We start from the raw sequence: 25,570 nt of genomic DNA, 5'->3' as shown, positions 1-25,570 counted from the left end.
TTGCGCCGGATCGGGGTACGGTTTCTCACGTCACGACCAAGGATAGGCAAACCTCATGACGATGCTGGCGGAACTGCGCGACCTGCCGGTCCCGGCGCCCGCGAGCGGCACCAGGTGGTCGGTGCCCTTCCTCCACCCCACGGTGGCCAGCACGGCGATCATCACGCCTGAGCGCACCCTCGCCCACGACGAGCTGGCCGTCCGGGTCGCGGCGGTGGTCGAGCATCTGCCGGACGTGGCCACGGGACGACGCCTGGTGCACCTGCCCCTGAGAGCGGACCTCGACGGTATCGTCGGCTACCTGGCGGTCCTCGCAGCCGGCCACGCCGCGCTCGTGACCGGACCGCAGGCCACGCCCATCACCGACCGGTTCAGCCCCGACGTGCGTCTGGCCGGAGCCGAGGTCGAACTGCTCGCCGAGGACCCCCGGCACCTCCTGCACCCGGACCTGGCCCTGCTGCTGTCCACCTCGGGCAGCACCGGAAGCCCCAAGCTCGTGCGCCTCTCCCACGACAACCTCGCGGCGAATGCCCACGGGATCGCGACCGCCCTCGATCTGTCCGCCCAGGACCGGGCGATCACCTCCCTTCCCCTGCACTACTGCTACGGCCTGTCCGTCCTGCACAGCGCGCTGCTCGTCGGCGGCAGCGTCGTGGCCACCGACCGCTCGGTCACCGACGACGATTTCTGGCGGTTGCACGCCGAGCACCGGGCCACGGTCTTCGCCGGGGTCCCGCACACCTTCGACCTCGCCGAGTCCCGGTTGCGCGGTGACCTGCCGGGCCTGCGTCTGGTCACCCAGGCCGGTGGTGCGATGGGCGTCGACCGCGTCACCGAGTTCGCCGAGCTCGGACGGGCGAAGGGGTGGCAGCTGGCCGTGATGTACGGGCAGACCGAGGCCACCGCTCGGATGACCGTCCTTCGCGGCCGCGACGTCCTGGCCCACCCCGACTCCGTCGGGTCGCCGATCACGGACTCCGATGTCCGGCTCGACCACGACGTGCCGGGTGGCACCGACGAGGTCGGTGAACTGGTCTTCACCGGTCCCGGGGTGATGCTCGGCTATGCCGAGCACCCCGACGAGCTCTCCCTGGGTCGGATGACCACCGCCCTGCGCACCGGTGACCTCGGGCGCATCAGCTCCGACGGGCTGGTGCGCATCGTCGGCCGGCGTGACCGGGTCGCGAAGGTCATGGGCCTGCGCATCGACCTCGGACGAGTCTCCGACGCACTGTCCGAGGACGGGCACGACGTCGTGGTCACCGCCGATGCCCGGCGGCTCCTCGTCACCCTCGTGGCCACCCACACTGCGTCGGGGACGGCGGCGGAAGCCCGGACGGTCCGCCAGGCGGCTGCTGATGTCGCGGGACTGCACCCCGCCAGCGTCGTCGTCGATCCGGTCGCGCAGCTCCCGCGCCTGGCCAACGGCAAGACCGATCGGGCCGGCTGCCGCCGACGCGCTCTCGAGGTCGCCGACCGCTCGGATGCCCCACCCGAGGGCGACCGCCTCGGCCGGGTCGTCGCGATCGTCGCCTCCGCGCTGGGGCGTGAGGACGTGGACGCAGATCTGTCGTTCACCGACCTGGGCGGCGACTCCTACAGCCTGGTGCAGACCTCGGTCCGCCTGGAAAAGGTCCTGGGCGCGCTGCCCGCCGACTGGCACCGCCGGCCGCTGGCCGACCTGGCTCGCGACACCGACGGCGGGTCCCGCGCCATCAGCCGGCTCGAGACGCCCGTCGTGCTGCGCGCCGCGGCGGTGGTGGCCATCTGCGCCTCGCACATCGGTCTGGTCAGCTGGCCGGGTGGAGCACACGCCCTCCTCGTCATCGCGGGGTGGGCGATGACCCGCTTCACCCTCGTCTCGTCCGACCCGGCAGAGCACCGTCGCCGCGGGACGCGTGCTCTCATCGCGCTCGTCGTGCCCGCCGTACTCGTCGGGCTCGCGGTGCGCCTGGGCTCCGGCGCCTACAGCTGGCCGAACGTCTTCCTCGTCAACTGGCTCGTCGGCACGGTCGAACGCGGACCACATGTGCACTTCTGGTTCATCGAGGCGCTGCTCGCCTGCGTCGTGCTCGTCCTGGCCCTGGTGTCCGTACCCGTGCTGCGGCGCGCCTACCTGCGCTCCCCGTGGGAGTGGAGCATGGGGTTGGCCGGTCTCGCCCTGATCCCGCGCTACCTCCTCATCCCCGACCCCACCGGGTCGATCAGCGGCCTGCCCGGCAGCGTGCTGTGGCTCTTCGCGGTCGGGATGGCGCTGGGTGTTGCCACGACCGGGCGACAGCGTCTGCTCGCCCTCGCCCTCACCGCGGTCGGCATGGTCGGCTTCTTCTTCGACCCCAGCCGTGGTGCGACCGTGGTGGCCGCCGTCGTGGTCCTCGCCCTGGTACCGCGGATCCCGGTACCGCGCCTGCTGGCGCCGATCATCGGCCTGCTCGCCACGGCGTCGCTGCACATCTACCTCGTGCAGTTCCAGGTGTACCCCCACGTCGACAACCAGGTCCTCGCCCTCGCGCTGTCCCTGATCGCCGGTGTGCTCACCTGGGCCCTGCTGCACCCCCCGACCCGCGCCCTGACCGAGCTCATCGCCCCACCCGAGCCCCGACGACACCCGGAGGAGACCACATGCGTCGCCGCACCCTGATCACCACCGCCCTGACCTCCGCCGTCCTGGCACTGTCCGCCTGCGGAGGGGCGGACGAGGGGTACTCACCCGACCCGGACGCGCTGCAGATCTACTCCAGCCAGCACGACAACCTCACCAAGGCCTGGGCGAAGGGCTTCGAGGAGCGCAGCGGGATCGCCACGCAGGTCCGGCCCGGCAAGGACGCCTCGATGGGCCACATGATCGTCGAGGAGGGGGCCCAGTCCCCCGCCGACGTCTTCCTCACCGAGAACAGCCCGGCGATGACCCTCGTCGAGCAGAACGACCTGCTCGCGCCCGTCGACGGCGCCACGCTCGACCTCGTGCCGCAGAACCGCCGTCCCTCCAGCGGCGACTGGACGAGCGTCGCCGCGCGCTCGACCGTCCTGGTCTACAACCCGGACGAGATCGCCGAGGAGGACCTCCCGGAGTCGCTGATGGACCTGCAGAAGCCGGAGTACGAGGGGCAGTGGGGAGCGGGCGCCACCGGCGCCGACTTCCAGGCCATCGTCGCCGGCATGCTCGCCGACCAGGGGGAGGCCAAGACCGCCGCGTGGCTGGATGGCCTGAAGGAGAACGCCGAGATCTACAAGCACAACGTCGCCACGATGAAGGCGGTCAACGCCGGCGAGGTCCCGATGGGCGTCATCTACCACTACTACTGGTACCGCGATCAGGCCGAGACGAAGGACGGTTCGGCCAACACCGAGCTGCACTACTTCAAGAACGGTGACCCCGGGGCCTTCGTCAGCCTCTCGGCGGCGGGCGTGCTGAAGAACGCCGAGCACCCGAAGAAGGCGCAGGAGTTCATCGCCTACATCCTCTCGGACGAAGGGCAGAAGGTCCTCGAGACGAGCGGCTCCAAGGAGTACGCCGTCGCCAAGGGAGCGACGTCCGACCCGGACCTGCCGACGCTGGAGTCCCTGGAGGCTCCCGCCATCGACCCGTTCGCCCTCGACTCGGAGAAGGTCACGCAGATGATGACGGATGCCGGCATCCTCTAGGCACCTCGTGACGGCCGCGGCGGTCCTCGTCGCGGCCATCACGATCCTTCCCCTCGCCGTCGTCGCCACGGACGGGGCGAGCACCTCTGCGGCGGCGGCCCTCGACTATCTGCTGCGACCGCACATCGGAGAGCTGCTGGGCAACACGCTCCTCCTCGTCCTGGTCACCGTGCCGGCCTGCATCGTCCTGGGCGTCGGGGCAGCCTGGCTGATCGAGCGGACCGATCTGCCCCTGGCGGGGGTGTGGCGCGTGCTGCTCGGTGCCCCCTTGGCCGTCCCCGCCTTCGTCGCCAGCTACGCCTGGATCTCCCTCTGGCCGGGCCTCGACGGCCTCGGCGGTGCGGCCCTGGTGACGACCGCCGCGTACTTCCCCTTCGTCTACCTCCCCGTCGCCGCCATCCTGCGTGACCTCGACGCGGCGCCGGTGGAGGACGCCCGCGCCCTGGGCGCCGGGCCGTTCACGGCCTGGCGGCGCGCCGTCCTGCCCCGGTTGCGGCCCGCCACGAGCGGCGGCGCACTCCTGGTCGCGCTGCACCTGCTCGCGGAGTTCGGCGTGCTCGAGATGATGCGGTACCCGACCTTCACGACCGCGATCCTCGTGCAGTACGAGGTCAGCTTCAACAGCCACCGCGGCAGCCTGCTGGCCCTCGTCCTGGCCCTGCTGTGCCTGACCGTGCTCACCTTCGAGCACCTCCTGCGCGGCACCGCTCGCACCTCCCGGGTCGGCCGGGGCGTGCACCGCAGCGCCGCCCCCGTCCGCCTGGGCCGATGGTCCCCCGTCGCCGGCGCCGCACTCGCCCTCGTCGTCCTGGTCGCCCTCGTCGTGCCGGTGGCCACCGTCGGCCGGTGGCTGATCACCCACCTCACGACACCCGACACCGACGCCTTCCCCCGACCCTCGCTGCTGGAGACCACCGGGTCGTCGATCGCGCTCGCCCTCGCAGCGGCCGCCCTGGCGATCGTCATGGCCCTCCCCGGCGCCTGGCTGCTCAGCCGGCGTCGCACCGGGTGGACGCTGCTGCTCGAGCGCGCGACCTATGTCGCCAGCTCCCTGCCCGGCGCCGTCGTCGGCCTGGCGCTGATCACCCTCACCATCACCTGGCTGCCGGCGATCTACCAGAGCCCCTACATCCTCGTGCTCGGGTACACGATCCTCTTCATCCCCCGGGCGATGGTCACCCTGCGCGCCGGGCTGGCCGCCGCACCACCGGAGCTGAGTGAGGCCGCCCGCTCCCTGGGCACCGGGCCGGTGACCACCTTCCGTCGCGTCGTGCTGCCGCTGATCCTGCCGTCCCTGCTCACCGGAGCAGCCCTGGTCGCGATCGCGGCAGCCACCGAGCTGACAGCCACCCTGCTGCTCGCCCCCACGGGGACCTCGACGCTGGCCACCGCCTTCTGGGCGGCCAGCGACGAGTTCGACTACGTCGCAGCAGCCCCCTACGCGGCGATGATGATCGTGTTGTCCGCGCCGCTGACCGCCCTGATGCTTCGACAGAACGGGATCGAGCAATGAGCACCGTGGAGATCCAAGGGGTCCGCGTCGGGTACGGCGGCGTACCCGTCCTGCAGGGCCTCGACCTGACCGTCCCGACCGGCACGACGACCGCCGTCCTCGGCGCGTCCGGCGGCGGCAAGACCACCCTGCTGCGGATCATCGCCGGCTTCCTCGCCCCCGAGGCGGGCACCATCCACATCGGTGGCCGACTCGTGTGCGGCCACGGCCGGTCGGTGCCCCCGGAACGGCGCGGAGTCGGCTACGTGCGCCAGGACGGCGGGCTCTTCCCCCACCTGGACGTCGGCGGCAACATCACCTTCGGCATGCCCCGTGCGGCTCGGCGCCGCCGCGAGCGGGTCGGCGAGCTCCTCGAGCTGGTCGGTCTGCCCGAGGGGACCGCGGCCAAGCGCCCGGACCAGCTCTCCGGCGGCCAGCAGCAGCGCGTGGCGCTCGCCAGGGCCCTGGCTCTCTCCCCGCAGGTGGTGCTGCTCGACGAGCCCTTCTCCTCGCTCGACACCGCGCTGCGGGCGAGCACCCGGGACGCCGTCGCCACCGCACTCGCGGAGACCGGCGCCACGACGATCCTGGTCACCCACGACCAGCAGGAGGCGCTGTCCTTCGCCGACCAGGTCGCGATCATGCGCGATGGTCGATTCAGTCAGGTCGGCACGCCCCGGGAGATCTACGAGAGCCCGGTGGACGTGCGGGAGGCGGCCTTCCTCGGCGACGTCGTGCGCCTGCCGGGTCGGCCCACGCACGAAGGGGTGAGCTGCGCGCTGGGCATCGTGCGCTCCCCGGGGGGGTCAACCCCCTTCGCGTCGTACGACGCCGTCGACCTCGTCGTGCGACCGGAGGACCTGACCCTCGCCGACGCCCCCGGCTGTGCCCATGGCACGGTGCTGACCACGCGCTACCACGGCGCCCACGCGCTCGTGCGGGTCGCGTTGACCGACGGCCCCGAGGTCAGCGTCCGGGTCGCCGGACGCTCGGTGCCCCACCCCGGCGAGATCGTGCCGGTGCGCGTCGACGGGCCGGTGCTGACCTACCCGTCCGCCTGAGGGTCAACCGGTGCAGACGATGTGGTCGGCCGCGTCGTAGACGGTGGTGAAGGACGAGGACTTCACCGTGCTGCCGCCCTGGATGAAGTTGCGGGTGATGTCGACCGTGAAGCCGGGGTTCGGCGACTGCGGGACGCACTTCTTGCTGTCGTCGGTGATCCGCTCCGGCTCGACGACGTTGCGTCGGGGGCTCTTGGCCGCCGTGACGTCGTCGTACTTCTTGCGGCCGTGGAAGGTCACGGTGACCTCGTTGCCGTTGACCGCTGCGTCGATGAGGATGCCGGCGCCGGTGTCATTGGTGAAGCGGTTGTCGAGGTTCGGCCAGGAGATCGTCGCCTCGCGCCCCTCGGGGTAGCGCGAGATGTAGAAGGAGTGCGGGTGGAACTCCTCGATCTTCGCCCCGGAGAAGAAGACGGCGTTGAACAGCGTCGTCGACAGCTGGGAGATACCGCCGCCGTAGTCCTCGGCCAGCCGGCCGTTGTAGATGACGCCGGCCTGCTTGTAGCCCTTGGCGGCGGTGCGCTCGCCGAGGCGCTGGTTGAGGGAGAAGGTCTCCCCCGGTGCGACGTACGCCCCGTTGAGAGTGCGTGCCGCCAGCCTGATGTTGGCCGTGCGGACCGGGTTGGGCGGCAGGTAGGTGGTGAAGGTGGACAGCGTCTCGTTGGGGAGGCTGTTCTTGGCCTCCTGCGTGGTCAGCTCCGGCTGCGTCTTCGTCGTCGACGCCGTGACGACCCGCTCGTCACCCGAGGTGCCCATCGCCTCGACGACCTTGCTTCCCACCCCCTCGGTCACCAGCGTCAGACCGGTGCTCGAGGGAGCGACGTCGAAGCCCGATCCGGACCGCGAGACGACGGCGTCCTCGGCCGCTGGGAACTCCCCGGAGTCCTTCGCGGCGGTCGCCGTGACCTCGGCGGCGATGGACTCATCGACCGTGGTGGCGAGCGCCCCGTCCTCCGTCGTCACGGAGACTGCCAGGGCCAGCTGCTCGGGGGTGACCGCGAAGGAGATCTTCCCCCCGTCGGGGTCGGCGGTCTTCACGGTCACCGGACCCGCGATGAGTGGCCGCAGCTCCTTCGTGACGAAGGTGTCGATCTCCGTCTGCGTCAGTTCCGGCTCGGGTCGGCTCGTCGGCGCCTCGAACTCGTGCTGGTCCGGCCAACCCTCTGCGATGTCATTGGTGAGCTCGTCGCGGTCCACGGTCAGACCGGCCTTGGATGCCCGCGTCTTGACGGTGGCGCCGTCGAGCTTGACCGTGCCCTCGACCGGTTTGCTGTCCATGCCCTCGGTGGCCGCGTCGACGGCCGTGGCCAGTGCCTGCTCGTCGACGTCGACCTCGACCGCACGGTCGATGCCACCCGTGGCCTGAGCCCACAGGTTCACCGGGTTGAGGCTGAAGCCGGTCAGTCCGTCCAGGGAGGCCTCGTAGTCGTAGGACAGCCCGGCGTCGGCGGGGTCGATGGTCCGCTCCTCGTCGTCGACCGTGACGACGACCGACTCGGCGGCCTCGTCCGCCAGACCCTCACTCAGGGCCGTGCGGGCCTCGGCCTGCGTCATCCCGCCGATGGCGACACCCTCGACCGTGGTGTCACCGGGGACCCGGTCCCCGAAGTAGTACGCAGCGGCGACGTAGAGCGCCACGACCACGAGGATCACGAAGCCGACGGCGGCAAGGAGACGGCCGCGGCCGTGCTCCTGCCCGTCTGTCCGGGGCTCGTCGTGGGTCATGCGGTCACCTCGTGCTCGTGTAACGACTGCGGTAGTAGATCAGGGGATCGTCGCGCCGGGCGTCGGCGCGAGAGGCCACGACCTCACCGACGACGAGCGTGTGGTCACCCGCCTCGTGGGCGGAGTACGTCCGGCACTCGAGCGTGGCCAGCGAGTCGTCGACCAGGGCCACCCCGAGGTCGCCCCGGTGGTGCGGGATCTGTGCCAGCTGCCCGTACAACGGCCGGCCACCGGTGCTGAGCCAGCTGGCTGCCGGACGCCCGGACTCGGGCAGCAGGGAGACCCCCCACACGCCCGAGGACTCCACCGCCGCGAGCCACCCGGAGTCGTTGCGCACCGAGACCAGGACCAGTGGTGGCTCGAGCGAGACCGAGGTGATCGAGTTGGCGGTCATCGCGTGGTCGTGGCCGTCCTCGAGTGTCGTGACGATCGTGATCCCGGTGGCGAAGTGGCCCATCGCGAACCGAAGGCTCGTGTCCTCCAGGCGGCTGCTCATCGCTCCACCAGGGGTCGACGCGGCGCGCTGCCGCCCTCCAGTGGCTCGCCCGTGGCCGGATCCAGTCGGGCGTAGCCCTCTCGCCCCGACAGCAGGGCGGCGATGTCGTTGGACAGGGCGAAGGTCCGATCCGGTCCGAGCGCGACCTGGGTGCGGTGGTGCCGCAGTGCGGCGACCTGCTGGTTGACGGCGTCGGCGTCGACGACGGCGTGCGTCACGACCTCGTCGTCGACGACCGAAGGGGGGAACTCCCCCGCCGGCTGCTGCCAGCCGAGCGCGGTCAGACCCGGTGTCGAGGCGAGGACCTGACGGTCCTGAACCGCCCACGAGCGCGGGGTGAAGGTCCCGAAGAGGTGCGGTCGACTCCCTTCGGGCAGTGCCGAGACGGCCCACCGGGTCACCTCGTGGGTGCGGATGTGGTCGGGGTGGGCGTAACCCCCGTGGGCGTCGTAGCTGACGACGAGGTCGGGCTCGATCTCGGTGATCACCTCGGTCACGGCCTCGACCGCCACGTCGTCGTCGGCCCGCACCCAGGCGCGGGGGTGCTGCGCTCCGGCGGTGCCGGCCATCCCGGAGTCACGCCAGCGCGAGGCCCGTCCGCGCGTCAGGTCCTCGCCGAGCACGCGGTGGCGCGCTCCGATGGCGGCCATCGCTGCCCGCAGCTCGTCACGGCGGTACTCGCCGAGGGTGTCCTCGTGGTCGGCATCGAGGTGGGCCAGCTCCGGCGGGATGACCTCACCCTGCTCCCCGAGGGTGCAGGTGAGCACGTGCACCTCGTCGCCGGCGGCGACGTGGTGGGCGATCGCCACGCCTGTGGCCAGTGACTCGTCGTCCGGGTGCGCGTGGACGAACAGCAGGCGGGCAGTCACTCGGCCACCCCGATGAGTCCCAGTTCGGGCGCTCCGCCGTAGACGGGGTTCGCGACCAGCGAGGTGACCTCGGACCCGGCGACCTGGACCAGTCGGCTCTGGCTCAACGGCACATAGGCCACGTCCTCGAGCAGCGTGGTGTCGATCGTCGCCCACTCCTTGGCGCGGTCGCCGTCGTCGCGGGTACCGCTCGCGTCGTCCATGGCCTCGTTGATCTCCTTGTCGGCGTACTGACCGTAGTCACGACCGACCGACTTCTTCGACAGGTTGACCCGGTCGTCGAAGAGCGGGGGCAGCACGGTCGCCGCCGCCGGGTAGTCCGGCCCCCAGTTCGCCCAGACCAGGTCGTGGTCGTCGACGAGGGACCGCGAGGAGATCGCCGTGAAGTACTCCTTCTCGTCGACCGGCTCCAGCGTGACGTCGAAGCCGGCCTCCTTCCAGCCCGGCAGCAGCTCCTCGAGCGCGGCAGCCAGTAGGTCGGAGTCCCGGTGGGCCAGGGTCAGCGTGATCGGGGCGTCGGCCTTCGACTTCTCGAGCAGCCGCTTCGCCTCGTCCGGGCTGCCGTGGGGACCCTTGTCCAGGACGGTCTCGTGAGCCGACGGCAGTGCCGTGCCCAGCAGCGACCATGTCGCAGTCCCCCCGTCCATACTCGCAGCGTAGGCCTCCCGGTCGGTCGCCACGGCAAGGGCCCGGCGGACCTCGACCGACGCCAGCGCCTCGCTCTCGACGTTGACGGCCAGGTAGTCGACGAGCTGGCCGTCGGTCTCCACGGACTGGACCATCGACCCCGCCTCGTCGATCGCGTCACCCAGGGACGGCGGCATCGGGTCCAGGGCGAGGGTGCGTCCGCCGTCCTGCCCGTCGATGATCGTGCTCAGCGCGTCCTCGGGGGCGACTCCCTGCTGGTGCACGATGGTGTTGGGGCCCGGTCGGCGAAGGGGGTCCGACGTCGCCTTCCACTCGGGGTTGCGCACCCAGGTGCCGCCCTCGGACGGGGTCCAGTCGTCCTTGAGTCGATACGGCCCGGAGGAGAACGCGCGGTAGGTCGCTCCCTTCTCCGGACGGTCGGTCTTGACCGGGGCGAACTCGGGCAGGGAGACGATCTCGTCGAAGTTGCCCACGGGCTGCGCGAGATGGAAGACGACGGTCGAGGAGTCCGGGCACTCCACGGCCTCGTTGATCAGCTTCTGCGCCTTCTTCGCCTCCTTCGATCCTCCCTTCGTGCCCTGCGGCCCGGGGTAGGTGGAGGACCCGTCGGACTCCTTGGGGATGTCGAGGTAGGTCAGGGCATAGCCGCTCGAGGCGATCTCGGGGTCGAAGGAGCGGGCGACCCCGTGGCGCACGTCCTCGCAGGTGATCGTCGAGCCGTCCTGCCAGGTCACCCCCGGGCGGATCTCGAAGGTCCAGCGGGTGGCGGTCTTGTTCGAGGTGCCGGTGTCCTTCGCGAGGTCACCGACGATCGTGCGCTGCCCGGACAGCGCCGAGTCCGGCTGGTACGCGGTGAGCGTGCGCATCCACGTACGGGAGGCGAAACCGGCCGTGCGACGGTCGGTGATCCGCTGCGGGTCCCAGGCCTGGACCGGTCCTGCGGCGAGGACCGTGAGGCGGTCGTCCGGTCCGGAGACCTGACCCGAGGCCGCCGTCGTCGCGCTCTGGCCGTCGCTGGAGGCGTTCGTCAGATCGCTGAGGGGGATGCTGGAGCAGCCCACCGCCCCCGCCAGGGCGAGGGTGGTCAGGGCAGCGAGGGTGCCGCGCGTCGCGCGCCGCATCGGCGCGTACCTCCTCAGGCGTTGCGGGCCCGGGCGGCGCTGCGGGCCCGCAGCGTGTGGTCGAGCTCGACCTTGCGGATGCGCACGGCGTCCGGAGTGACCTCGACGCACTCGTCCTCGCGGCAGAACTCGAGCGACTGCTCCAGGCTGAGGCGACGCGGCGGGACGACCTTCTCGAAGTTGTCCGCTGACGACGCGCGCACGTTCGTCAGCTTCTTCTCCTTGGTGATGTTGACGTCCATGTCGTCGGCCCGCGAGTTCTCGCCGACGATCATGCCCTCGTAGACCTCGGTGCCCGGCTCGGTGAAGAGTGTGCCGCGCTCCTGCAGGTTGACCATCGCGTAGGAGGTGACCGGCCCGGAGCGGTCGGCGACGAGGGAACCGGAGATGCGCGTGGTGATCGTGCCGGCCCACGGCTCGTAGCCCTCGAAGACGTGGTGGGCGATGCCGGTGCCACGGGTCTCGGTGAGGAACTCCGTGCGGAATCCGATGAGGCCGCGCGCGGGCACGAGGAACTCCATGCGGATCCAGCCGGTGCCGTGGTTGGTCATCTGCTCCATGCGGCCCTTGCGCGCGGCGAGGATCTGGGTGATCGCGCCGAGGTACTCCTCGGGGGTGTCGATCGTCAGACGCTCGACCGGCTCGTGCACCTTGCCGTCGATCTCGCGGGTGACCACCTGCGGCTTGCCGATCGTCAGCTCGAAGCCCTCGCGACGCATCTGCTCGACGAGGATCGCCAGCGCGAGCTCACCCCGTCCCTGGACCTCCCAGGTGTCGGGACGCTCGGTGGGCAGGACGCGCAGGGACACGTTGCCGACGAGCTCCTTGTCCAGCCGGTCCTTGACCATGCGTGCGGTGACCTTGGTGCCCTTGGTCGGCCCCCGACCGACGAGCGGGGAGGTGTTGGTGCCGAGCGTCATCGAGATCGCCGGCTCGTCGACGGTGAGCACCGGCAGCGGGACCGGGTTCTCGGCGTCGGCGATGGTCTCGCCGATCATGATCTCGGGGATGCCGGCGATCGCGATGATGTCACCGGGGCGGGCGGTGCCGGTCTCCATCGGCACCCGCTCCAGGCCCTCGGTGATGAGCAGCTCGGTGATCTTGACCTTCTGCCGGGTACCGTCGCGACGGCACCAGGTCACCTGCTGGCCCTTGCGCAGCTCGCCGTTGAAGACGCGCAGCAGCGCGAGGCGACCGAGGAAGTTGCTCGAGTCGAGGTTGGTCACGTGTGCCTGCAGGGGCGCATCGTCCTCGAAGGCGGGGGCGGGGATGGTCTCCATGATCGTGCGGAAGAGCGGCTCCAGGTCGCCGTTGTCCGGCAGCGTGCCGTCCTCGGGGCGGTTGAGGCTGGCCGCGCCCGCCTTGCCGGAGGTGTAGACGATCGGGAACTCGATCTGGTCCTCATCGGCGTCGAGATCCATGAACAGCTCGTAGGCCTCGTCGACGACGTCGGCGATCCGGCTGTCGGGACGGTCGACCTTGTTGATGGCCAGGATGACCGGCATCTTCGCCGCGAGCGCCTTGCGCAGGACGAATCGGGTCTGCGGCAGGGGCCCCTCGGAGGCGTCGACGAGCAGCACCACACCGTCGACCATGGACAGGCCGCGCTCGACCTCGCCGCCGAAGTCGGCGTGACCGGGGGTGTCGATGATGTTGATCGTGGCGCCGTCGGCCGCCCCGTGGGCAGCGGCGGACGGACCGTTGTAGTGGATCGCCGTGTTCTTGGCGAGGATGGTGATGCCCTTCTCCCGCTCCAGGTCACCGGTATCCATGGCCCGCTCGTCCACGTGGTCGTGCTCGCCGAAGGCGCCCCCCTGCCAGAGCATCTTGTCGACGAGGGTGGTCTTGCCGTGGTCGACGTGGGCGACGATGGCGACATTACGGATGTCGCGGCGGGAAGTCAGGGGCATGGGTGGGATTCTCTCAGCCTGCGCGCCCCAGCCCCAAATGGACGCGGTCCCGCTGCCCCGACGGCGTTGTGCGCACCTGTGTCCCGAAATACCGCGTGACGGGTGCATGCATCGCCGTCATGCCGAGCGCAGGCGGGCCCGCCCGACCGCCGCGAGTACCTTGCGCACGACGACGCCCGGGTCACCAAGATCACTCCAGGACAGACGCACCACCTCGTAGCCGAGCTCGCGCAGCCGGTCCTCCCTCACCTTCTCCGCACGCAGGTCGCGGATGTCCTCGTACCTGCCCATGCCGTCGACCTCGATGACGACTCCTTCGTCCTCGAGAAGGAAGTCCACCCGCGCGACGAACCGACCCTCTTCGTCGTGGACGACCACCTGGGGCACGGGTTGGGCCAGCCCCGCCACGTCGAAGACCCACCGGGCGCGAGACTCCGCAGCCGACTCCACCCGGCCGTCGGCGAGCGCGACCACCCGCCGCGGAGCGCTGGAGGCGCGCGCCACGCCGAGCGACTCGACGGCCGCCACCAGGTCCGCGGGAGTGCACCTGCTGCTGCGCAGGGCTGCGTCAGCGCTCACCAGTCCGGCGTCCCCACCGAAGAGGGCCGCGACCTGGATGACAGCCGCCGCCGGACGCACGAGCGAGACCCCTCGGTGGTCCGTGACGAAGGGGGCCGGGACCGGGCGGTGGAAGCTGACCCGGTCGTCGGTGCGCCCCCGTCGACCGCCCGTGGAGCTCACGTGCACCCGGTCGTCCACCCCATGAAGCGGGATCCCCCACACGGCGAGGGCGCTGTGGTGGGTCAGGACCAGCGTGGAGCCGTCCGGGAAGCTCGCTGCGACGGCCCGGGCCCGCAGCGCGTGCCGCTCCCACGGCTTGGCGTCCCGCCACCTCGTCCCGTCGACGAGCGCGTGACGGCGCACCCGCACGAGATCACCGGCACGCACGGCCCGGGTGATCTCCCTGGCGCTGACCCCCCGCAGGCACAGTTGCGATGCGGCAGCAACTCCACCGAAGCCCGTCATCACCGTGGCGATCCGTTGGTCCATGACGACATCCTCGTGGTCGCGGGAGGTGACGCCGCCGACTTCTCCACAGGCCCCCTTCGCCTGTCGTCGTGCGCAGCCGTGTCCCGAAATACCGCGTGACGGGTGCGCGCATCGCCGTCAGGCGTCGTGCCTACGACGAGGAGGTGCTGGCGCCCGACTCGTTGAGACCGGCGAACGGGCTCGTGTCCGGACGGTCGCTGACGTCGACCGTCGAGACGACGGCCTTCGGCTCGGCGAAGTGGCAGCGGGAATCGTGCTCGCCCACTCCGTCCGGGCGGGGGATGAGCTCCGGTGGCGGCTCCGCCTTGCAGACGTCCTGGGCCTTCCAGCACCGGGTGTGGAAGCTGCACCCGGCCGGCGGGTTCGCCGGGGACGGGACATCGCCCTGGAGCACGATCTGCTCCCGCTTCCCGCGCAGTGTGGGGTCGGGCACCGGCACCGCGGACAGCAGGGCCTGCGTGTACGGGTGCGTCGGTCGGGAGTAGATGTCGTCCTCGTCCCCGATCTCCACCATCTTGCCGAGATACATCACGGCGACCCGGTCGGAGATGTGCCGCACGACCGACAGGTCGTGCGCGATGAAGACGTAGGACAGCCCCAGCTCGTCCTGCAGCTTCTCCATCAGGTTGATCACCTGCGCCTGGACGGAGACGTCCAGGGCAGAGACGGGCTCGTCGCAGATCAGGACCTTCGGGTTCAGCGCGATGCCACGGGCGATGCCGATGCGCTGGCGCTGTCCCCCGGAGAACTGGTGGGGATAGCGGTTGACGTACTCCGGGTTCAGCCCGACGAGATCGAGCAGCTCCTGCACGCGTGCGCGTCGCTTGGCCTTCGGGACCACGTCGGGGTGGATCTCGAAGGGCTCGGCGACGATCTCACCGACGGTGCGGCGCGGGTTGAGTGAGGTGTAGGGGTCCTGGAAGACGATCTGGATGTCGCGCCGCAGCCGCCGCATCGCTGCCCCCGACTGGGCGAACATGTCGGTGCCGTCGAACTCGATCGTGCCCTCGGTCGGCTCCTCCAGCCGCATGAGCAGCCGTCCCAGGGTGGACTTCCCGCAGCCGGACTCACCGACGACGCCGAGGGTCTCTCCGCGGCGCAACTCGAAGTCCACTCCGTCGACCGCCCGGACGTGGCCGACCGTGCGCCGCAGGACGCCGCCCTTGATCGGGTAGTGCTTCTTCAGGCCCGTGGCCTTGAGGATGACGTCCTGATCAGGCATCGAGCACCTCCTTGCTGAAGTGGCATGCCGACTGACGGCGCGGGCCGACGTCGAGCAGCTCGGGCCGCTCGACGCGGCAGATGTCCTGCGCCAGGTAGCAGCGCGGGTGGAAGGCGCAGCCCGGCGGGATCCGGGTGAGGTTCGGCGGCAGACCGCCGATGGCCGACAACTCCTGGCCCTTCTGGTCCAGTCGCGGGATCGACTCCAGCAGGCCCTTGGTGTAGGGGTGGGCCGGCCGGGCGTAGATGTCCTCGACCTCGGCCCGCTCGACGATGCGACCGGCGTACATGACCGCGATCCGGTCGGCGACGTCGGCGACGACCCCGAGGTCGTGGGTGATGAGGATCAGGCCCATGTTGTGCTCGTGCTGCAGGTCCTGGAGGAGCTCCATGATCTGGGCCTGGACCGTCACGTCGAGTGCGGTCGTCGGCTCGTCGGCGATGAGCACCTTCGGGTCCAGGGCGATCGCCATGGCGATCATGATCCGCTGGCGCATCCCGCCGGAGAACTGGTGCGGGTAGGCCTTGACGCGCTGCTTCGCGCCGGGGATGTTCACCCGCTCCATCAGGCGCACGGCCTCGTCATAGGCATCGGAGCGGTTCATGCCCCGGTGCATCCGGAACATCTCGCCGATCTGCCAGCCCACGGGGAAGACGGGGTTGAGCGAGCTCAGGGCGTCCTGGAAGATCATCGAGACTTCCGGGCCTCGGCCCTTCCGCCGCTTCTCGTCCTCCATGGTCAGCAGGTCCTCGCCCTTGTAGAGGATGCGTCCGGAAGGGATGCGCGCCGGGGGCATGTCGAGGATTCCCATGATCGCCTGGGCGGTCACGGACTTGCCGGAGCCGGACTCGCCGAGGATGGCCAGCGTCTCACCCTCGTCGAGGGAGAAGTTCACGCCGTTGATCGCCTGGGCCACGCCTTCGTCGGTGTGGAACTCGACGTGCAGGTCGTCGACCTCGAGCAGGTGCTCGCCGGTCGTCGGGGGGGTACTCATGTGGTCACTCACCTTGCTCTCAGCGGCTCTTCGGGTCGAAGGCATCACGCACGGAGTCACCGAGCATGATGAAGGCCAGGACCGCGAGGCTGAGGAAGAGGGCGGGGAAGAACAGGACGTAGGGCTCCGTCCGGAGCGCGATCTGCGCGTCGGTGATCATCACGCCCCAGGAGACCGTCGGCGGGCGCAGGCCGATGCCCAGGTAGGACAGGGTCGCCTCGACGCTGATGTAGGCACCGAGGTTGATCGTGCTGACCGCGATGACCGGGGCCATGGCGTTGGGCAGGATGTGCCGCCGGGTGATCCGCAGTGGGGTCGCCCCGAGGGCGCGGGCCGCCTGGACGTAGTCGTTGGGCTTGACCTGCAGGACCGAGGAGCGCATCAGGCGCATGATGCTCGGCCAGCCGAAGATGACCAGGACGAGCACGACCTGGAAGATCACTCCGAAGTAGCCCTGGATCGGGATGCCGAAGATCGCGTCCTCCTCGCGCAACGCGGCGAGGAAGATGATGCCGGCCAGCAGCAGCGGGATGGCGAAGAAGATGTCCGCCACACGACTGATCAGGGTGTCCGACCAGCCGGAGAGGTACCCGGCGAGCAGTCCCATGATGCTCCCCAGGACCAACGCGCCGCTGGCCGCGAGGGTCCCGACGAGGATCGAGGCGCGGGCGCCGTAGATGACGCGGCTGTAGATGTCGTAGCCCTGTCGGTCGGTGCCGAACCAGTGCTCCGCGCTGGGCGACTGCATGGCCCGGCTGAGCACGCCGTAGTGCGGGTCCTGGTTGGTGAAGAGGGAGGGCCATGCGGCCATCAGCAGGAAGAGCACCACCAGGACGCTGGAGATCCAGAACAGCGGGTTGCGTCGGAGTGAGCGGAACGCGTCGGCGCTCAGGGACCGGGCGACGACCTGGTCGTCGGTGTGCGTGGTCGTCCGCCCCGCGTCGGTGACGACCCCGGGGGTCTCCCGCTCGGGCCCGGGCGCCTGGGACATGGTCGTGTTCTTGTCAGTCATGACTGATCCTCGGGTCGAGTACGCCGTAGAGCAGGTCCACGATGAGGTTGACGATCAGGTAGATGATGACCAGGGCGGTCACCGCACCGACGACGGCCATGCCGTCGCGGTTGTGGATCCCCTCGAAGATGTAGCCACCCACCCCGTGGATGTTGAAGATGCCCTCGGTGACGATGGCGCCGCCGAGGAGCGCGCCGAAGTCATAGCCCATGAAGGTGATGACCGGGATCAGCGAGTTGCGCAGCGTGTGCACGCCGATGATCCGGGTCTGCTTCAGGCCCTTCGCCTTGGCGGTGCGCACGTAGTCGGACTTGTAGTTCTCACCGATGTTGGAGCGCATCAACCGGGCGATGTAGGCCATCGACAGCGAGCCGAGCACGACGCCGGGGAGCAACAGGCGGTAGAACGACGCGTCCGAGCCCACGAGCGGCGGGACGATCTCGAACTTCAGACCGAGAATGTACTGCAGGGTGAAGCCGGTGACGAAGATCGGCACCGAGATGACGAAGAGGGTGCTCACCAGGACGAGGTTGTCGATGAAGCCTCCCTTGCGCAGGCCGGCCAGCACACCCGCGAGGATTCCGATGACCCCCTCGATGACCAAGGCCATCAGGCCCAGCTTGGCAGTCACGGCGAAGCGGTCCTTCAGGTCCTCCGAGACCGGGATGCCGTACTGGTTCTCCCCCAGGTCGCCCTGAGCCACCTTGCCCACGTACTTCGCGTACTGGACCGGCAGGGGGTCGTTGAGGTTGTACTTCGCGTTGAACTCGGCAACGTACGCGGGCGGGCACGGCCGCTCACCACACTTGCCTGCCGTGGGATCACCAGGCATGGCGAAGACCATGGCGTAGATCAGGAACGTGGCGCCGATGATGACCGGGATCATCTGCAGCAGTCGGCGAATGATGTATTTACCCACGTTCACCTCCTAGGGGTGTTGGTGGCGCGGTTGACGCCGGCAGAGGGTAACTCTTCCAGATGGGTGGCGGGACATCCACGCTCGAGCGGATGCTCCTGTGCGGGCACACCACCGGCCGGCCACCTTGTGGGGTGACCGGCCGGTGGTGGACTAGCTCAGACCCAGGGGGTCGATCACTCGACGGTGACCGCCGCCAGATCCGGGTTGCCGAAGGGGGTCGCCTTGACGTCGGAGACGTCCTCGGACCAACCCATGATCGACTTGCCGTACCACAGCGGGATGGCAGGCATGTCCTCGAGCATCACACGCTCTGCCTCCTGGTACATCTCGTTGGCCTTGGCTGCGTCGTCGGCCGCGGCGGCGTCCGTCAGCAGCTTCTCGAACTCCGGGTTGTCGTACTGGTAGTAGTTCGAGGCCGCACCCTTGCTGAAGATCGGGGCGAGGTAGTTCTCGATGGACGGGTAGTCCATGACCCAGCCCATGCGCCACAGGCCCTCGAGCTCGTTCTCGCCCAGCTTGGTCAGCATGGTGGCGAAGTCGACGGTCGGGGTGGCGACGCAGTCGATGCCGATGGCGTTCTTCACCGAGTTGCAGACCGCCTCGGTCCACTCCTTGTGCCCACCGTCACCGTTGTAGGTCAGGGTCAGCTTGCCGTCGTAGCCGCCGCCCTTCTTCAGCAGTTCCTTGGCCTTCTCCGGGTCGTAGTTGCAGTACTCGCCGCACTGCCCCTCCTTGAACCCGTCGACGACTGGGGAGACGACGCCGGTGGACGGCTCGTTGGCGTTGTTGAAGATCTGCTTGACGATCGTGTCGCGATCGATCGCCATGGAGATGGCGTGGCGGACGTCGGGGTTCTCGAGCTTCTTGTCGATGTGGTAGTTCATCCCGATCCACTGGGAGGTGGAGTTCGGCTGCGAGAGCTGACGGTCGCCGAGGTCCGACTTGTACTTGTCGCCGACCAGGGCGTTCGCCGGGATCTGGTCGATGATGTCGATCTCGTCGGCGAGGAGGGCGGTGTAGGCGGCCTCCTGCTCCTTGAAGATCTTGAAGGTGATCGTGTCGGCGTTGCCGCCGTACTCACCCGCGTAGTCGTCGAACTTGCTCATCGTGATGGCCTGGTTCTTCTTCCAGGAGTCGAACTTGTACGGCCCGGCCGCGACCGGCTCCTGGCCGAAGGCCTCCGGGTCGTCGAAGAAGCTGTCCGGCTGCGGCGCGAAGGCGGTGTAGCCCAGGCGCATCGGCAGGTTGGAGACCTTCTCGCTGGTCTTGATGGTGAAGGTGTGGTCGTCGACGACCTCGAGGCCGGACATCTTCTTGGTGTCGGGCTTGCCGCCGTCGGCGCAGGGGTCGTCGCCCTCACCGGAGCACTGGATCTCGTCGTAGCCCTCGATGGGCGAGTAGAAGTACGAACCCTGCTGGGCGTTCGGCCCGTAGGCCGTGTAGTTCCACGCGTCGACGAAGTTCTTGGCGAGGACATCGGTTCCGTCGTGGAACTTGTAGCCCTCCTTGATCTTGACCGTGAAGTTCTGGTTGTCGTCGGTCTCGATGGACTCGGCGATGTCCATCTCCGGCTCGGCCGTCTCGGGGTTGTAGTGGATGAGCTTGGCGGTCATGACGTCGAGGACGTTGCCACCGCAGGTCTCACCGGTGTTTCCCGCGATCAGCGGGTTCTCGGGCGTGCAGCCGTTGACGACGATCTCGCCACCGCCGCCACCGTCGCCGCCGGAACCACTGTTGTCGTCGCTGCTGCCGCCACACGCGGTCGCGACAAGCGCGACCGCGGAGATGCTGGCAATAGCCATCGAGCGAGACTTCACTCGCATGGATGTCCTCCTACGTCATGCCGCCGAGTTGGCGGTCCGATCGGCGCCACCGTCTCCGGTGGACACCCCTGGGCGCAGCGCGGTCAGCGGCTGCTCGTGACATCAAAAACCACGGGAGGGCCAAATTCCATGGACACGTGTGCGGTGAGACACAACTGTGACTCTTCGGAGACCACCGAGCCACCGTGCGCCGAAGATGCAGGGTTAACCCTCACGGCAGCACTCGTTCGGAACCCGCCGTCCGGGCCACGCAGGACCGCTCATCCGTCGGGGAGTGCCCTGTCCCCGCCCACGACGTCCTCGAGGACGAGCGGGATCCGGTCGGGCCCGGCCAGCGGCAGCCGCCAGTTCGGGTACTCCTCGTCGGTCCCCGGCTGGTTGATCGCGCGCACATCCCCGACGAGGTCGGTCAACGCGTACCCGTGGAGCCGGGCCGGCGTCAGGGCGAGCCACTCGTGCATGGCGGCGACGACCGCGTCGACGGGGGCGAAGGGGGTCTCGAGCAGCCCGCGTTCGTGGAGCGCTGCGCGCACGGCCAGGATCCTTCCCTCCTCCGCGGCCGCCTCCTCCTCGACCGGACGCGTGAGCAGGGAGAGCCGCTCCCGGATCGCCACGTGCTCCAGGGCGAGGTACCCGGCAGTCGGCGGGATGTCATGGGTGGTCACGCTCGCCAGGCACAGCTCGCGGTACTCCTGTGGTGGCAGCGGGTACCCGTCGCGCCACTCGAACCACATGACACTCGTGCCGAGGACGCCCCGTTCGACCAGGTGCTCGCGCACCCACGGCTCGACGACGCCGAGGTCCTCCCCGATCACGGTCGCACCGGCCCGGGCGGCCTCGAGGACGAGTATCCCGATGAGCGCCTCGTGGTCGTAGCGCACGTAGGCACCGTCCCCCGGCGCGTGCCCCTCGGGCACCCACCACAGGCGGAAGAGACCGATGATGTGGTCCACGCGCAGTCCGCCGGCGTCGCGCAGGACGGCGCGCAGCATGTCGCGGAAGGGGGCGTACCCCACCTCCGCGAGCCGGTCCGGCCACCACGGTGGTTGGGACCAGTTCTGGCCGAGCTGGTTGAACTGGTCCGGGGGTGCGCCGACCTCGATGCCGCGGGCGAGGACGTCCTGCAGGGCCCACGAGTCGGCCCCCTCCGGGTGGATGCCGACGGCCAGATCACCGACGAGGCCGATCCCCATGCCGGCCGCACGCAGCGCCTCCCGGGCGCCGGCGAGCTGGTGGCGCACGAGCCACTGCAGCCAGATCGTGAAGGCGATCTCCTCCTCGTGCGCCCGCTGGAAGGCGTCGACGGCGGCGCCCCGCGGATCGTGCAGCTCCGCCGGCCAGTCGCGCTCCCACTGCGTGCCGTGGACGGCGGCGATGCTGCACCACGTCGCGAAGTCCTCGAGGGCCTGCCCCTCCTCCTCGCGCAGCGCCGCGACGGGGGTCCCATGGTGCGGGCCGAGGTGCCGGAAAGCGATGCGCAGGGCACGGCGCTTGAGGTCCCACACGGCGTCACGGTCGATCCCATCGGTGTCGTTGAGCACCTGACCACGGGCCACGAGCTCGGCGATCTGGGTGCGCGCCTCGTCGGGCAGCGCCTCGGCGTCGGGCAGGTCACGCAGGTCGATGTAGATCGGGTTGACGAAGCGCCGCGACGTCGGCAGGTACGGCGAGGGCTCCATCGGTGCGACCGGCTCGGCCGCGTGCAACGGGTTGACGAGCACGAAGTCGTGCCCGTGCTCCCGCGCGGCCCACGTCCCCAGGGTGACGAGGTCGCCCAGGTCTCCGATGCCCTGGCTGCCGCGACTGCGCACCTGGTACACCTGCGTCAGCAGGCCACCACGCGGCTCGTGCCCCACCGCCCCGGGCAGGTCCAGGCGGGTGGGGACGGTGACGAGGACGGCCCGCTCGCTGCCGGGCAGCATGGGCGCGACCTCCGGCTCGGCGATGAGTTCGTGCCACCCCAGCGGCAGGTCGGCCGGTACCTCGAAGGCGGCCTCCCCGATCCACTGCCCGTCGATCTCGCGTGGCTCGACCGTGTGCTCGACCTGCTCCAGGAGGTGCCGGGCTCCCCCTTCGCACCGGACGGACAGGATGACCGCGCTGCCGTGGGAGAGGTGGACGAGCACCCGGGTGGCCGCCCCGGCGCGCTGCACCACCGTCGGCGGCAGCGTCCGGCGCCACGGAAGGGTCCGGGAACGCTCGAGCGAGGCGGCGAGGGTCGCTTCGTCCCCGATCTCCTCCCCCATCGCGGACAGCACGGCGCGAAGGGAGGAGGTCGGCACCGTGCGCCGCTCCCCCCGCCAGTCCCACCACTGCGTGGATACCCCGTGTGCCTCGGCCAGGTCCTCCAGCAGGGTCCGCTCGTCACTCACCCGGCCACCTTCCTGCAGCGCGGATGCCGATGTCCACCGGCAGGCCCTCCGCGTGGACCGCGCGGGTAGCGTGGGGACGGTGGCCCACCTGCAGATCCTGACGCCGCGCGAGGTGCCGCTCGGCGGTCCGCGCGCGATGCCCGTCCGCCGCACCATTCCCTCCCGCGCGCGCTCCCTCGTGGGGGCGTGGTGCTTCCTGGACCACTACGGACCCGACGACGTCTCGGCCACCGGGGGGATGGTCGTCCCACGCCACCCGCACACCGCCCTGGCGACCGTGTCGTGGCTCTTCACCGGCGAGATCGAGCACCGTGACTCCACCGGTGTGCACGCGACCGTCCGACCGGGTGAGCTGAACCTCATGACGGCCGGTCGGGGCGTGAGCCACTCCGAGTTCTCCACCCCGCAGACCTCGACCCTGCACGGCGTGCAGCTGTGGTTCGCCCTGCCCGAGCGGGATGCCGACGTCGAGCCGTCCTTCGTCCACCACGTCCCCGAGCCGATGTACGTCCCCGGCGGGATCGCCCGGGTCTTCCTCGGCAGCCTGCTCGACGTCGAGTCACCCATCACGACCCCGACACCGCTGCTCGGCGCGGAGCTGCTCCTGGACGCCGACGCCGAGACCGTCCTCGACGTCGCGGAGGGCCACGAGCACGCCGTCCTGCTCGATGACGGCGACATCTCGGTCGACGGCCAGGCCCTCGAGGCGGCCGAGGTCGGCTATCTCTCCCCCGGACGTTCCCGGATCACCCTCCGCTCGGCCGCGGGCGCGCGCCTGCTGGTCATCGGTGGTGAGCCCCTCGGCGAGCGGATCGTCATGTGGTGGAACTTCGTCGGCCGCAGCCACGACGACATCGTCGCCGCACGGGATCGGTGGATGAGCGAGATCAGCGCGGAGTCGGTGGATGGACCGGAGCGCTTCGGTCCCTTCGAGGCGGGGCAGGCGGAACAGTTGGGCCCCCTTCCCGCGCCCTCCCTGCCCGGCGGCCGCCTGCGCCCGAGGGCCTGACGTGCCGATCATCAAGCCGACGGCACGGACCGTCTTCGTCCACGGGCGCGGCCGCAGTGGGCCCGAGGCCTGGCCGCTGCAGGCCGCGGCGCAGGACCCGAACCACGTCTTCCTACGGCGCACCGGCCGAGCCGACCAACCCGAGCGCGACGCCGACCGGGTCATCGAGGCCCTCGGCGGACGCGGCCACATCGTCGGACACTCCTACGGGACCGTGACGGCCGTCCTGGCAGCCCAACGACGCCCGGACCAGCTGCGCAGCCTCGTGCTCATCGGGCCGGCCTGCTTCGACATCGCCCGCGGCGGCCGCCACGTCGAGCGGCACATCCGGGGCCTCGCCCCCGTCTTCGCCGTCGCCGGCGACCAGGAGGTCACGGGCGCACAGTTCCTCGAGCGCTTCGCCGCCGGCATGGGCGCACCACCGCCGGACCTGGACGCCGCCACGAGCGAGGAGGTCGCCGCACGCATACGCACGACTCCCGCCCCGTGGGAGATTGCGCTGCGTGCGGACACCCTCCGGATCGTGCCGACGCTCGTGATCACCGGTGACCGGTGGCCGGTCTACACCGAGGTCGCCGAGGCACTGGCGGACAAGGGGGCCGAGCACCTCGTCCTGCCCAACACCGGGCACCGGCCCCAAGACACCGAGGAGGGCGCGGAGGCGATCCGGCGCTTCCACGCCGAGCACTCTGCCTGAGTCGCCCCACCCCTCATCGTCGCTCGCTCCGGACCGACCGACCCTCCCTTCGTCCGCTCCCACCAGCGATCTTCGGGCCGGGAGGCCTCCCACCCTGTCCGCTGCGGCGTGGGTGGACTACTGCTTGTGCAGGACCGCGACCGGAACGGTCGCGCGGCCCAGGACCCGCTGCGAGATCGACCCGAGAAGCATCCCGCGGAAACCGCCGCGGCCGCGTGATCCGACGACGAGCAGGTCGGCGCCCTGGGCGACCTCGACGAGGGTGTCGGCGGCGCGGCCGTGGTGGACCTCGACCGTGACCTCGATCTGCGGATGTGCCGCGCGCAACTCCGCCACGGTGGCCTCGGCCATCGTGCGGTAGCGCGTGTCGACCATCTCCCACTCCGGTGAGCCCGGCTCGGTGACGACGACGCCGTTCACCACCTCGACGTTCCACGAGGTGACGGCCGTGACCGACTTGCCCCGTAGGGCCGCGGCCGCGAGGGCGTGCTCGAAGGCGAGCCGGCTGTGCTCGCTTCCGTCGATGCCGACGACGACGCGGCCGTCACCGGTGGTGTCGCAGTTCTCCGGGACCAGCACGACCGGGCAGGGTGAGTGGGCGACGACGCTCAACGAGGTCGTGCCCAGGACGATCCGCTCGGCCTTGGTCTTGCGCGCGGAACCGACGACGAGCAGGCGTGCCCCGTCGGATGCGTTGAGCAGGGCGCCCGCCGGCGCACCCGTGGGCAGGGCCGTCGTCACGGGCAGCTCCGGGTGGGCGCCGACCACGCGCGCCTTGGCATCGGTGGCCACGCGGATGCACTCCTGCTCCACCTTGTCCACGATGTCGGGACTGGTCAGCAGCTCGCCGTACGCGGACAACGGGGTACCGAGGTCGACGGCGTGGACGAGGTGCAGGGGTGCGCCCACGGACACCGCCTCGGCTGCGGCCCAGTCGAGGACGGCGGGGTCACGGTGGCTGCCGTCGATGGCGGCGACAACGGCTCCGGCCGGGGTGGGGGTGTCGTGCGTGCTCGCGTCGGTGGTCATGTCTGCAGCATCCCATCCCCGCGGGGTCACGACCAGTGGGTCAGTCCGTGTCGGTCGTGGGCACCACCGGGCCACACGGCCCGGATGATGCCGGCCGCGGCGAGTGCCTTGCGGCACCCCGGGCACGGTGGGTCGGTGATGTAGGCCGTCGCCCCCTTCGTGTCCCTCGTGGCGAAGAGGAGCGCGTTGACCTCGGCGTGGATCGCGATGCAGAAGCCGGGCGTCCCGGGGCGGTCGTAGTCACCCAGGCCCGGGACTGCGTCGTAGTCGAGCTGCCCGCGCGGGCAGGCGCCCTCGAGGCAGTCGGGCTCACCGGGTGCGGCGCCGTTGTACCCCGTGGCGATGATGCGGTGCTCGATCGTCAGGACCGCGCCGACCCGACGCCGGGTGCACTTGGCACGGACCGCGACGGCGTCGGCGATCCCCAGGAAGTACTCGTCCCACGTGGGCACGCGAGGGTCGCGCTGATCGGGCAT

At 70.3% G+C, this 25,570-nt stretch carries 20 protein-coding genes; 6 read left to right on the top strand and 14 right to left on the bottom strand.

Annotation, left to right across the window (positions count from 1 at the left end; all coding sequences use genetic code 11):
• Positions 1-55: 55 nt before the first annotated feature.
• The 4 genes from V1351_RS03400 to V1351_RS03385 are packed head-to-tail and all read left to right on the top strand — an operon-like array spanning position 56 to position 6,198.
• Complete coding sequence (locus tag V1351_RS03400) at positions 56-2,641, top strand: non-ribosomal peptide synthetase (protein ID WP_338750718.1); 2,586 nt, start codon at positions 56-58, stop codon at positions 2,639-2,641.
• Positions 2,623-3,645 (top strand): iron ABC transporter substrate-binding protein, encoded by a 1,023-nt coding sequence (locus V1351_RS03395; protein WP_338750716.1) that lies wholly within the window; start codon positions 2,623-2,625, stop codon positions 3,643-3,645. The genes V1351_RS03400 and V1351_RS03395 overlap by 19 nt, the downstream gene beginning before the upstream one ends.
• Complete coding sequence (locus tag V1351_RS03390; RefSeq protein WP_338750714.1) at positions 3,629-5,158, top strand: ABC transporter permease; 1,530 nt, start codon at positions 3,629-3,631, stop codon at positions 5,156-5,158. The genes V1351_RS03395 and V1351_RS03390 overlap by 17 nt, the downstream gene beginning before the upstream one ends.
• Positions 5,155-6,198 carry an ABC transporter ATP-binding protein gene (locus tag V1351_RS03385; protein WP_338750712.1) on the top strand — a complete coding sequence of 348 codons (1,044 nt, stop codon included), beginning with the start codon at positions 5,155-5,157 and terminating at the stop codon, positions 6,196-6,198. Before V1351_RS03390 ends, V1351_RS03385 begins: the two co-directional genes overlap by 4 nt.
• A 3-nt stretch (positions 6,199-6,201) precedes the next feature.
• On the opposite strand, the gene V1351_RS03380 is transcribed toward V1351_RS03385, so the two are convergent.
• From V1351_RS03380 to malQ, 12 genes are all read right to left on the bottom strand, one after another.
• Complete coding sequence (locus V1351_RS03380; protein ID WP_338750710.1) at positions 6,202-7,923, bottom strand: VanW family protein; 1,722 nt, start codon at positions 7,921-7,923, stop codon at positions 6,202-6,204.
• A 4-nt stretch (positions 7,924-7,927) separates the two neighbouring features.
• On the bottom strand, positions 7,928-8,419 hold the full coding sequence (locus V1351_RS03375; RefSeq protein ID WP_338750708.1) for a flavin reductase family protein: 492 nt from the start codon (positions 8,417-8,419) through the stop codon (positions 7,928-7,930).
• Complete coding sequence (gene mshB / locus V1351_RS03370; protein ID WP_338750706.1) at positions 8,416-9,288, bottom strand: N-acetyl-1-D-myo-inositol-2-amino-2-deoxy-alpha-D-glucopyranoside deacetylase; 873 nt, start codon at positions 9,286-9,288, stop codon at positions 8,416-8,418. The genes V1351_RS03375 and mshB overlap by 4 nt, the downstream gene beginning before the upstream one ends.
• Positions 9,285-11,057 carry an ABC transporter substrate-binding protein gene (locus V1351_RS03365; protein WP_338750703.1) on the bottom strand — a complete coding sequence of 591 codons (1,773 nt, stop codon included), beginning with the start codon at positions 11,055-11,057 and terminating at the stop codon, positions 9,285-9,287. Before V1351_RS03365 ends, mshB begins: the two co-directional genes overlap by 4 nt.
• A gap of 14 nt (positions 11,058-11,071) precedes the next feature.
• Positions 11,072-12,967 carry a translational GTPase TypA gene (typA, locus tag V1351_RS03360; RefSeq protein ID WP_338750701.1) on the bottom strand — a complete coding sequence of 632 codons (1,896 nt, stop codon included), beginning with the start codon at positions 12,965-12,967 and terminating at the stop codon, positions 11,072-11,074.
• Positions 12,968-13,084: 117 nt separating this feature from the next.
• Positions 13,085-14,017: a hypothetical protein gene (locus V1351_RS03355; protein ID WP_338750699.1), complete on the bottom strand. Its 933-nt coding sequence runs from the start codon at positions 14,015-14,017 to the stop codon at positions 13,085-13,087.
• A 130-nt stretch (positions 14,018-14,147) separates the two neighbouring features.
• Positions 14,148-15,239, bottom strand: coding sequence for an ABC transporter ATP-binding protein (locus tag V1351_RS03350; RefSeq protein WP_338750697.1), 1,092 nt, complete (start codon positions 15,237-15,239; stop codon positions 14,148-14,150).
• The gene (locus V1351_RS03345; RefSeq protein WP_338750696.1) at positions 15,232-16,233 is read right to left on the bottom strand and encodes an ABC transporter ATP-binding protein; all 1,002 of its coding nucleotides are present in this window, start codon (positions 16,231-16,233) and stop codon (positions 15,232-15,234) included. Before V1351_RS03345 ends, V1351_RS03350 begins: the two co-directional genes overlap by 8 nt.
• 19 nt (positions 16,234-16,252) lie before the next feature.
• Positions 16,253-17,245: an ABC transporter permease gene (locus V1351_RS03340; protein WP_338750694.1), complete on the bottom strand. Its 993-nt coding sequence runs from the start codon at positions 17,243-17,245 to the stop codon at positions 16,253-16,255.
• Positions 17,238-18,164 carry an ABC transporter permease gene (locus V1351_RS03335; RefSeq protein ID WP_338750692.1) on the bottom strand — a complete coding sequence of 309 codons (927 nt, stop codon included), beginning with the start codon at positions 18,162-18,164 and terminating at the stop codon, positions 17,238-17,240. The genes V1351_RS03340 and V1351_RS03335 overlap by 8 nt, the downstream gene beginning before the upstream one ends.
• Positions 18,165-18,337: 173 nt before the next feature.
• The gene (locus V1351_RS03330; protein WP_338750690.1) at positions 18,338-19,966 is read right to left on the bottom strand and encodes a peptide ABC transporter substrate-binding protein; all 1,629 of its coding nucleotides are present in this window, start codon (positions 19,964-19,966) and stop codon (positions 18,338-18,340) included.
• A gap of 281 nt (positions 19,967-20,247) precedes the next feature.
• Positions 20,248-22,359, bottom strand: a complete 2,112-nt coding sequence (malQ, locus tag V1351_RS03325) for a 4-alpha-glucanotransferase (protein ID WP_338750688.1) — start codon at positions 22,357-22,359, stop codon at positions 20,248-20,250.
• 79 nt (positions 22,360-22,438) lie between these two features.
• Between malQ and V1351_RS03320 the strand changes: the two genes are divergently transcribed.
• Together V1351_RS03320 and V1351_RS03315 are read left to right on the top strand one after the other, a co-directional pair.
• Positions 22,439-23,368, top strand: coding sequence for a pirin family protein (locus V1351_RS03320; RefSeq protein WP_338750686.1), 930 nt, complete (start codon positions 22,439-22,441; stop codon positions 23,366-23,368).
• Between the two features lies 1 nt (position 23,369).
• Positions 23,370-24,065 (top strand): alpha/beta fold hydrolase, encoded by a 696-nt coding sequence (locus tag V1351_RS03315; protein ID WP_338750684.1) that lies wholly within the window; start codon positions 23,370-23,372, stop codon positions 24,063-24,065.
• A gap of 117 nt (positions 24,066-24,182) precedes the next feature.
• On the opposite strand, the gene V1351_RS03310 is transcribed toward V1351_RS03315, so the two are convergent.
• Complete coding sequence (locus tag V1351_RS03310) at positions 24,183-25,094, bottom strand: universal stress protein (RefSeq protein WP_338750682.1); 912 nt, start codon at positions 25,092-25,094, stop codon at positions 24,183-24,185.
• A 26-nt stretch (positions 25,095-25,120) separates the two neighbouring features.
• Positions 25,121-25,570: a deoxycytidylate deaminase gene (locus V1351_RS03305; protein ID WP_338750680.1), complete on the bottom strand. Its 450-nt coding sequence runs from the start codon at positions 25,568-25,570 to the stop codon at positions 25,121-25,123.

The organism is Janibacter sp. A1S7 (assembly GCF_037198315.1).
Taxonomy (GTDB): Bacteria; Actinomycetota; Actinomycetes; order Actinomycetales; family Dermatophilaceae; genus Janibacter; species Janibacter alittae.
Note: the sequence above shows the minus strand (reverse complement) of the source record. Positions and strands in the feature narration are given on the sequence as shown.

What these genes read in the sequence shown, in the direction of transcription:
- V1351_RS03400 (WP_338750718.1), top strand. Translation starts at nt 56, where the DNA reads ATGACGATGCTGGCGGAACTGCGCGACCTGCCGGTCCCGGCGCCCGCG.
- V1351_RS03395 (WP_338750716.1), top strand. Translation starts at nt 2,623, where the DNA reads ATGCGTCGCCGCACCCTGATCACCACCGCCCTGACCTCCGCCGTCCTG.
- V1351_RS03390 (WP_338750714.1), top strand. Translation starts at nt 3,629, where the DNA reads ATGCCGGCATCCTCTAGGCACCTCGTGACGGCCGCGGCGGTCCTCGTC.
- V1351_RS03385 (WP_338750712.1), top strand. Translation starts at nt 5,155, where the DNA reads ATGAGCACCGTGGAGATCCAAGGGGTCCGCGTCGGGTACGGCGGCGTA.
- V1351_RS03380 (WP_338750710.1), bottom strand. Translation starts at nt 7,923, where the DNA reads ATGACCCACGACGAGCCCCGGACAGACGGGCAGGAGCACGGCCGCGGC.
- V1351_RS03375 (WP_338750708.1), bottom strand. Translation starts at nt 8,419, where the DNA reads ATGAGCAGCCGCCTGGAGGACACGAGCCTTCGGTTCGCGATGGGCCAC.
- V1351_RS03365 (WP_338750703.1), bottom strand. Translation starts at nt 11,057, where the DNA reads ATGCGGCGCGCGACGCGCGGCACCCTCGCTGCCCTGACCACCCTCGCC.
- typA (WP_338750701.1), bottom strand. Translation starts at nt 12,967, where the DNA reads ATGCCCCTGACTTCCCGCCGCGACATCCGTAATGTCGCCATCGTCGCC.
- V1351_RS03355 (WP_338750699.1), bottom strand. Translation starts at nt 14,017, where the DNA reads ATGGACCAACGGATCGCCACGGTGATGACGGGCTTCGGTGGAGTTGCT.
- V1351_RS03350 (WP_338750697.1), bottom strand. Translation starts at nt 15,239, where the DNA reads ATGCCTGATCAGGACGTCATCCTCAAGGCCACGGGCCTGAAGAAGCAC.
- V1351_RS03345 (WP_338750696.1), bottom strand. Translation starts at nt 16,233, where the DNA reads ATGAGTACCCCCCCGACGACCGGCGAGCACCTGCTCGAGGTCGACGAC.
- V1351_RS03340 (WP_338750694.1), bottom strand. Translation starts at nt 17,245, where the DNA reads ATGACTGACAAGAACACGACCATGTCCCAGGCGCCCGGGCCCGAGCGG.
- V1351_RS03330 (WP_338750690.1), bottom strand. Translation starts at nt 19,966, where the DNA reads ATGGCTATTGCCAGCATCTCCGCGGTCGCGCTTGTCGCGACCGCGTGT.
- V1351_RS03310 (WP_338750682.1), bottom strand. Translation starts at nt 25,094, where the DNA reads ATGACCACCGACGCGAGCACGCACGACACCCCCACCCCGGCCGGAGCC.
- V1351_RS03305 (WP_338750680.1), bottom strand. Translation starts at nt 25,570, where the DNA reads ATGCCCGATCAGCGCGACCCTCGCGTGCCCACGTGGGACGAGTACTTC.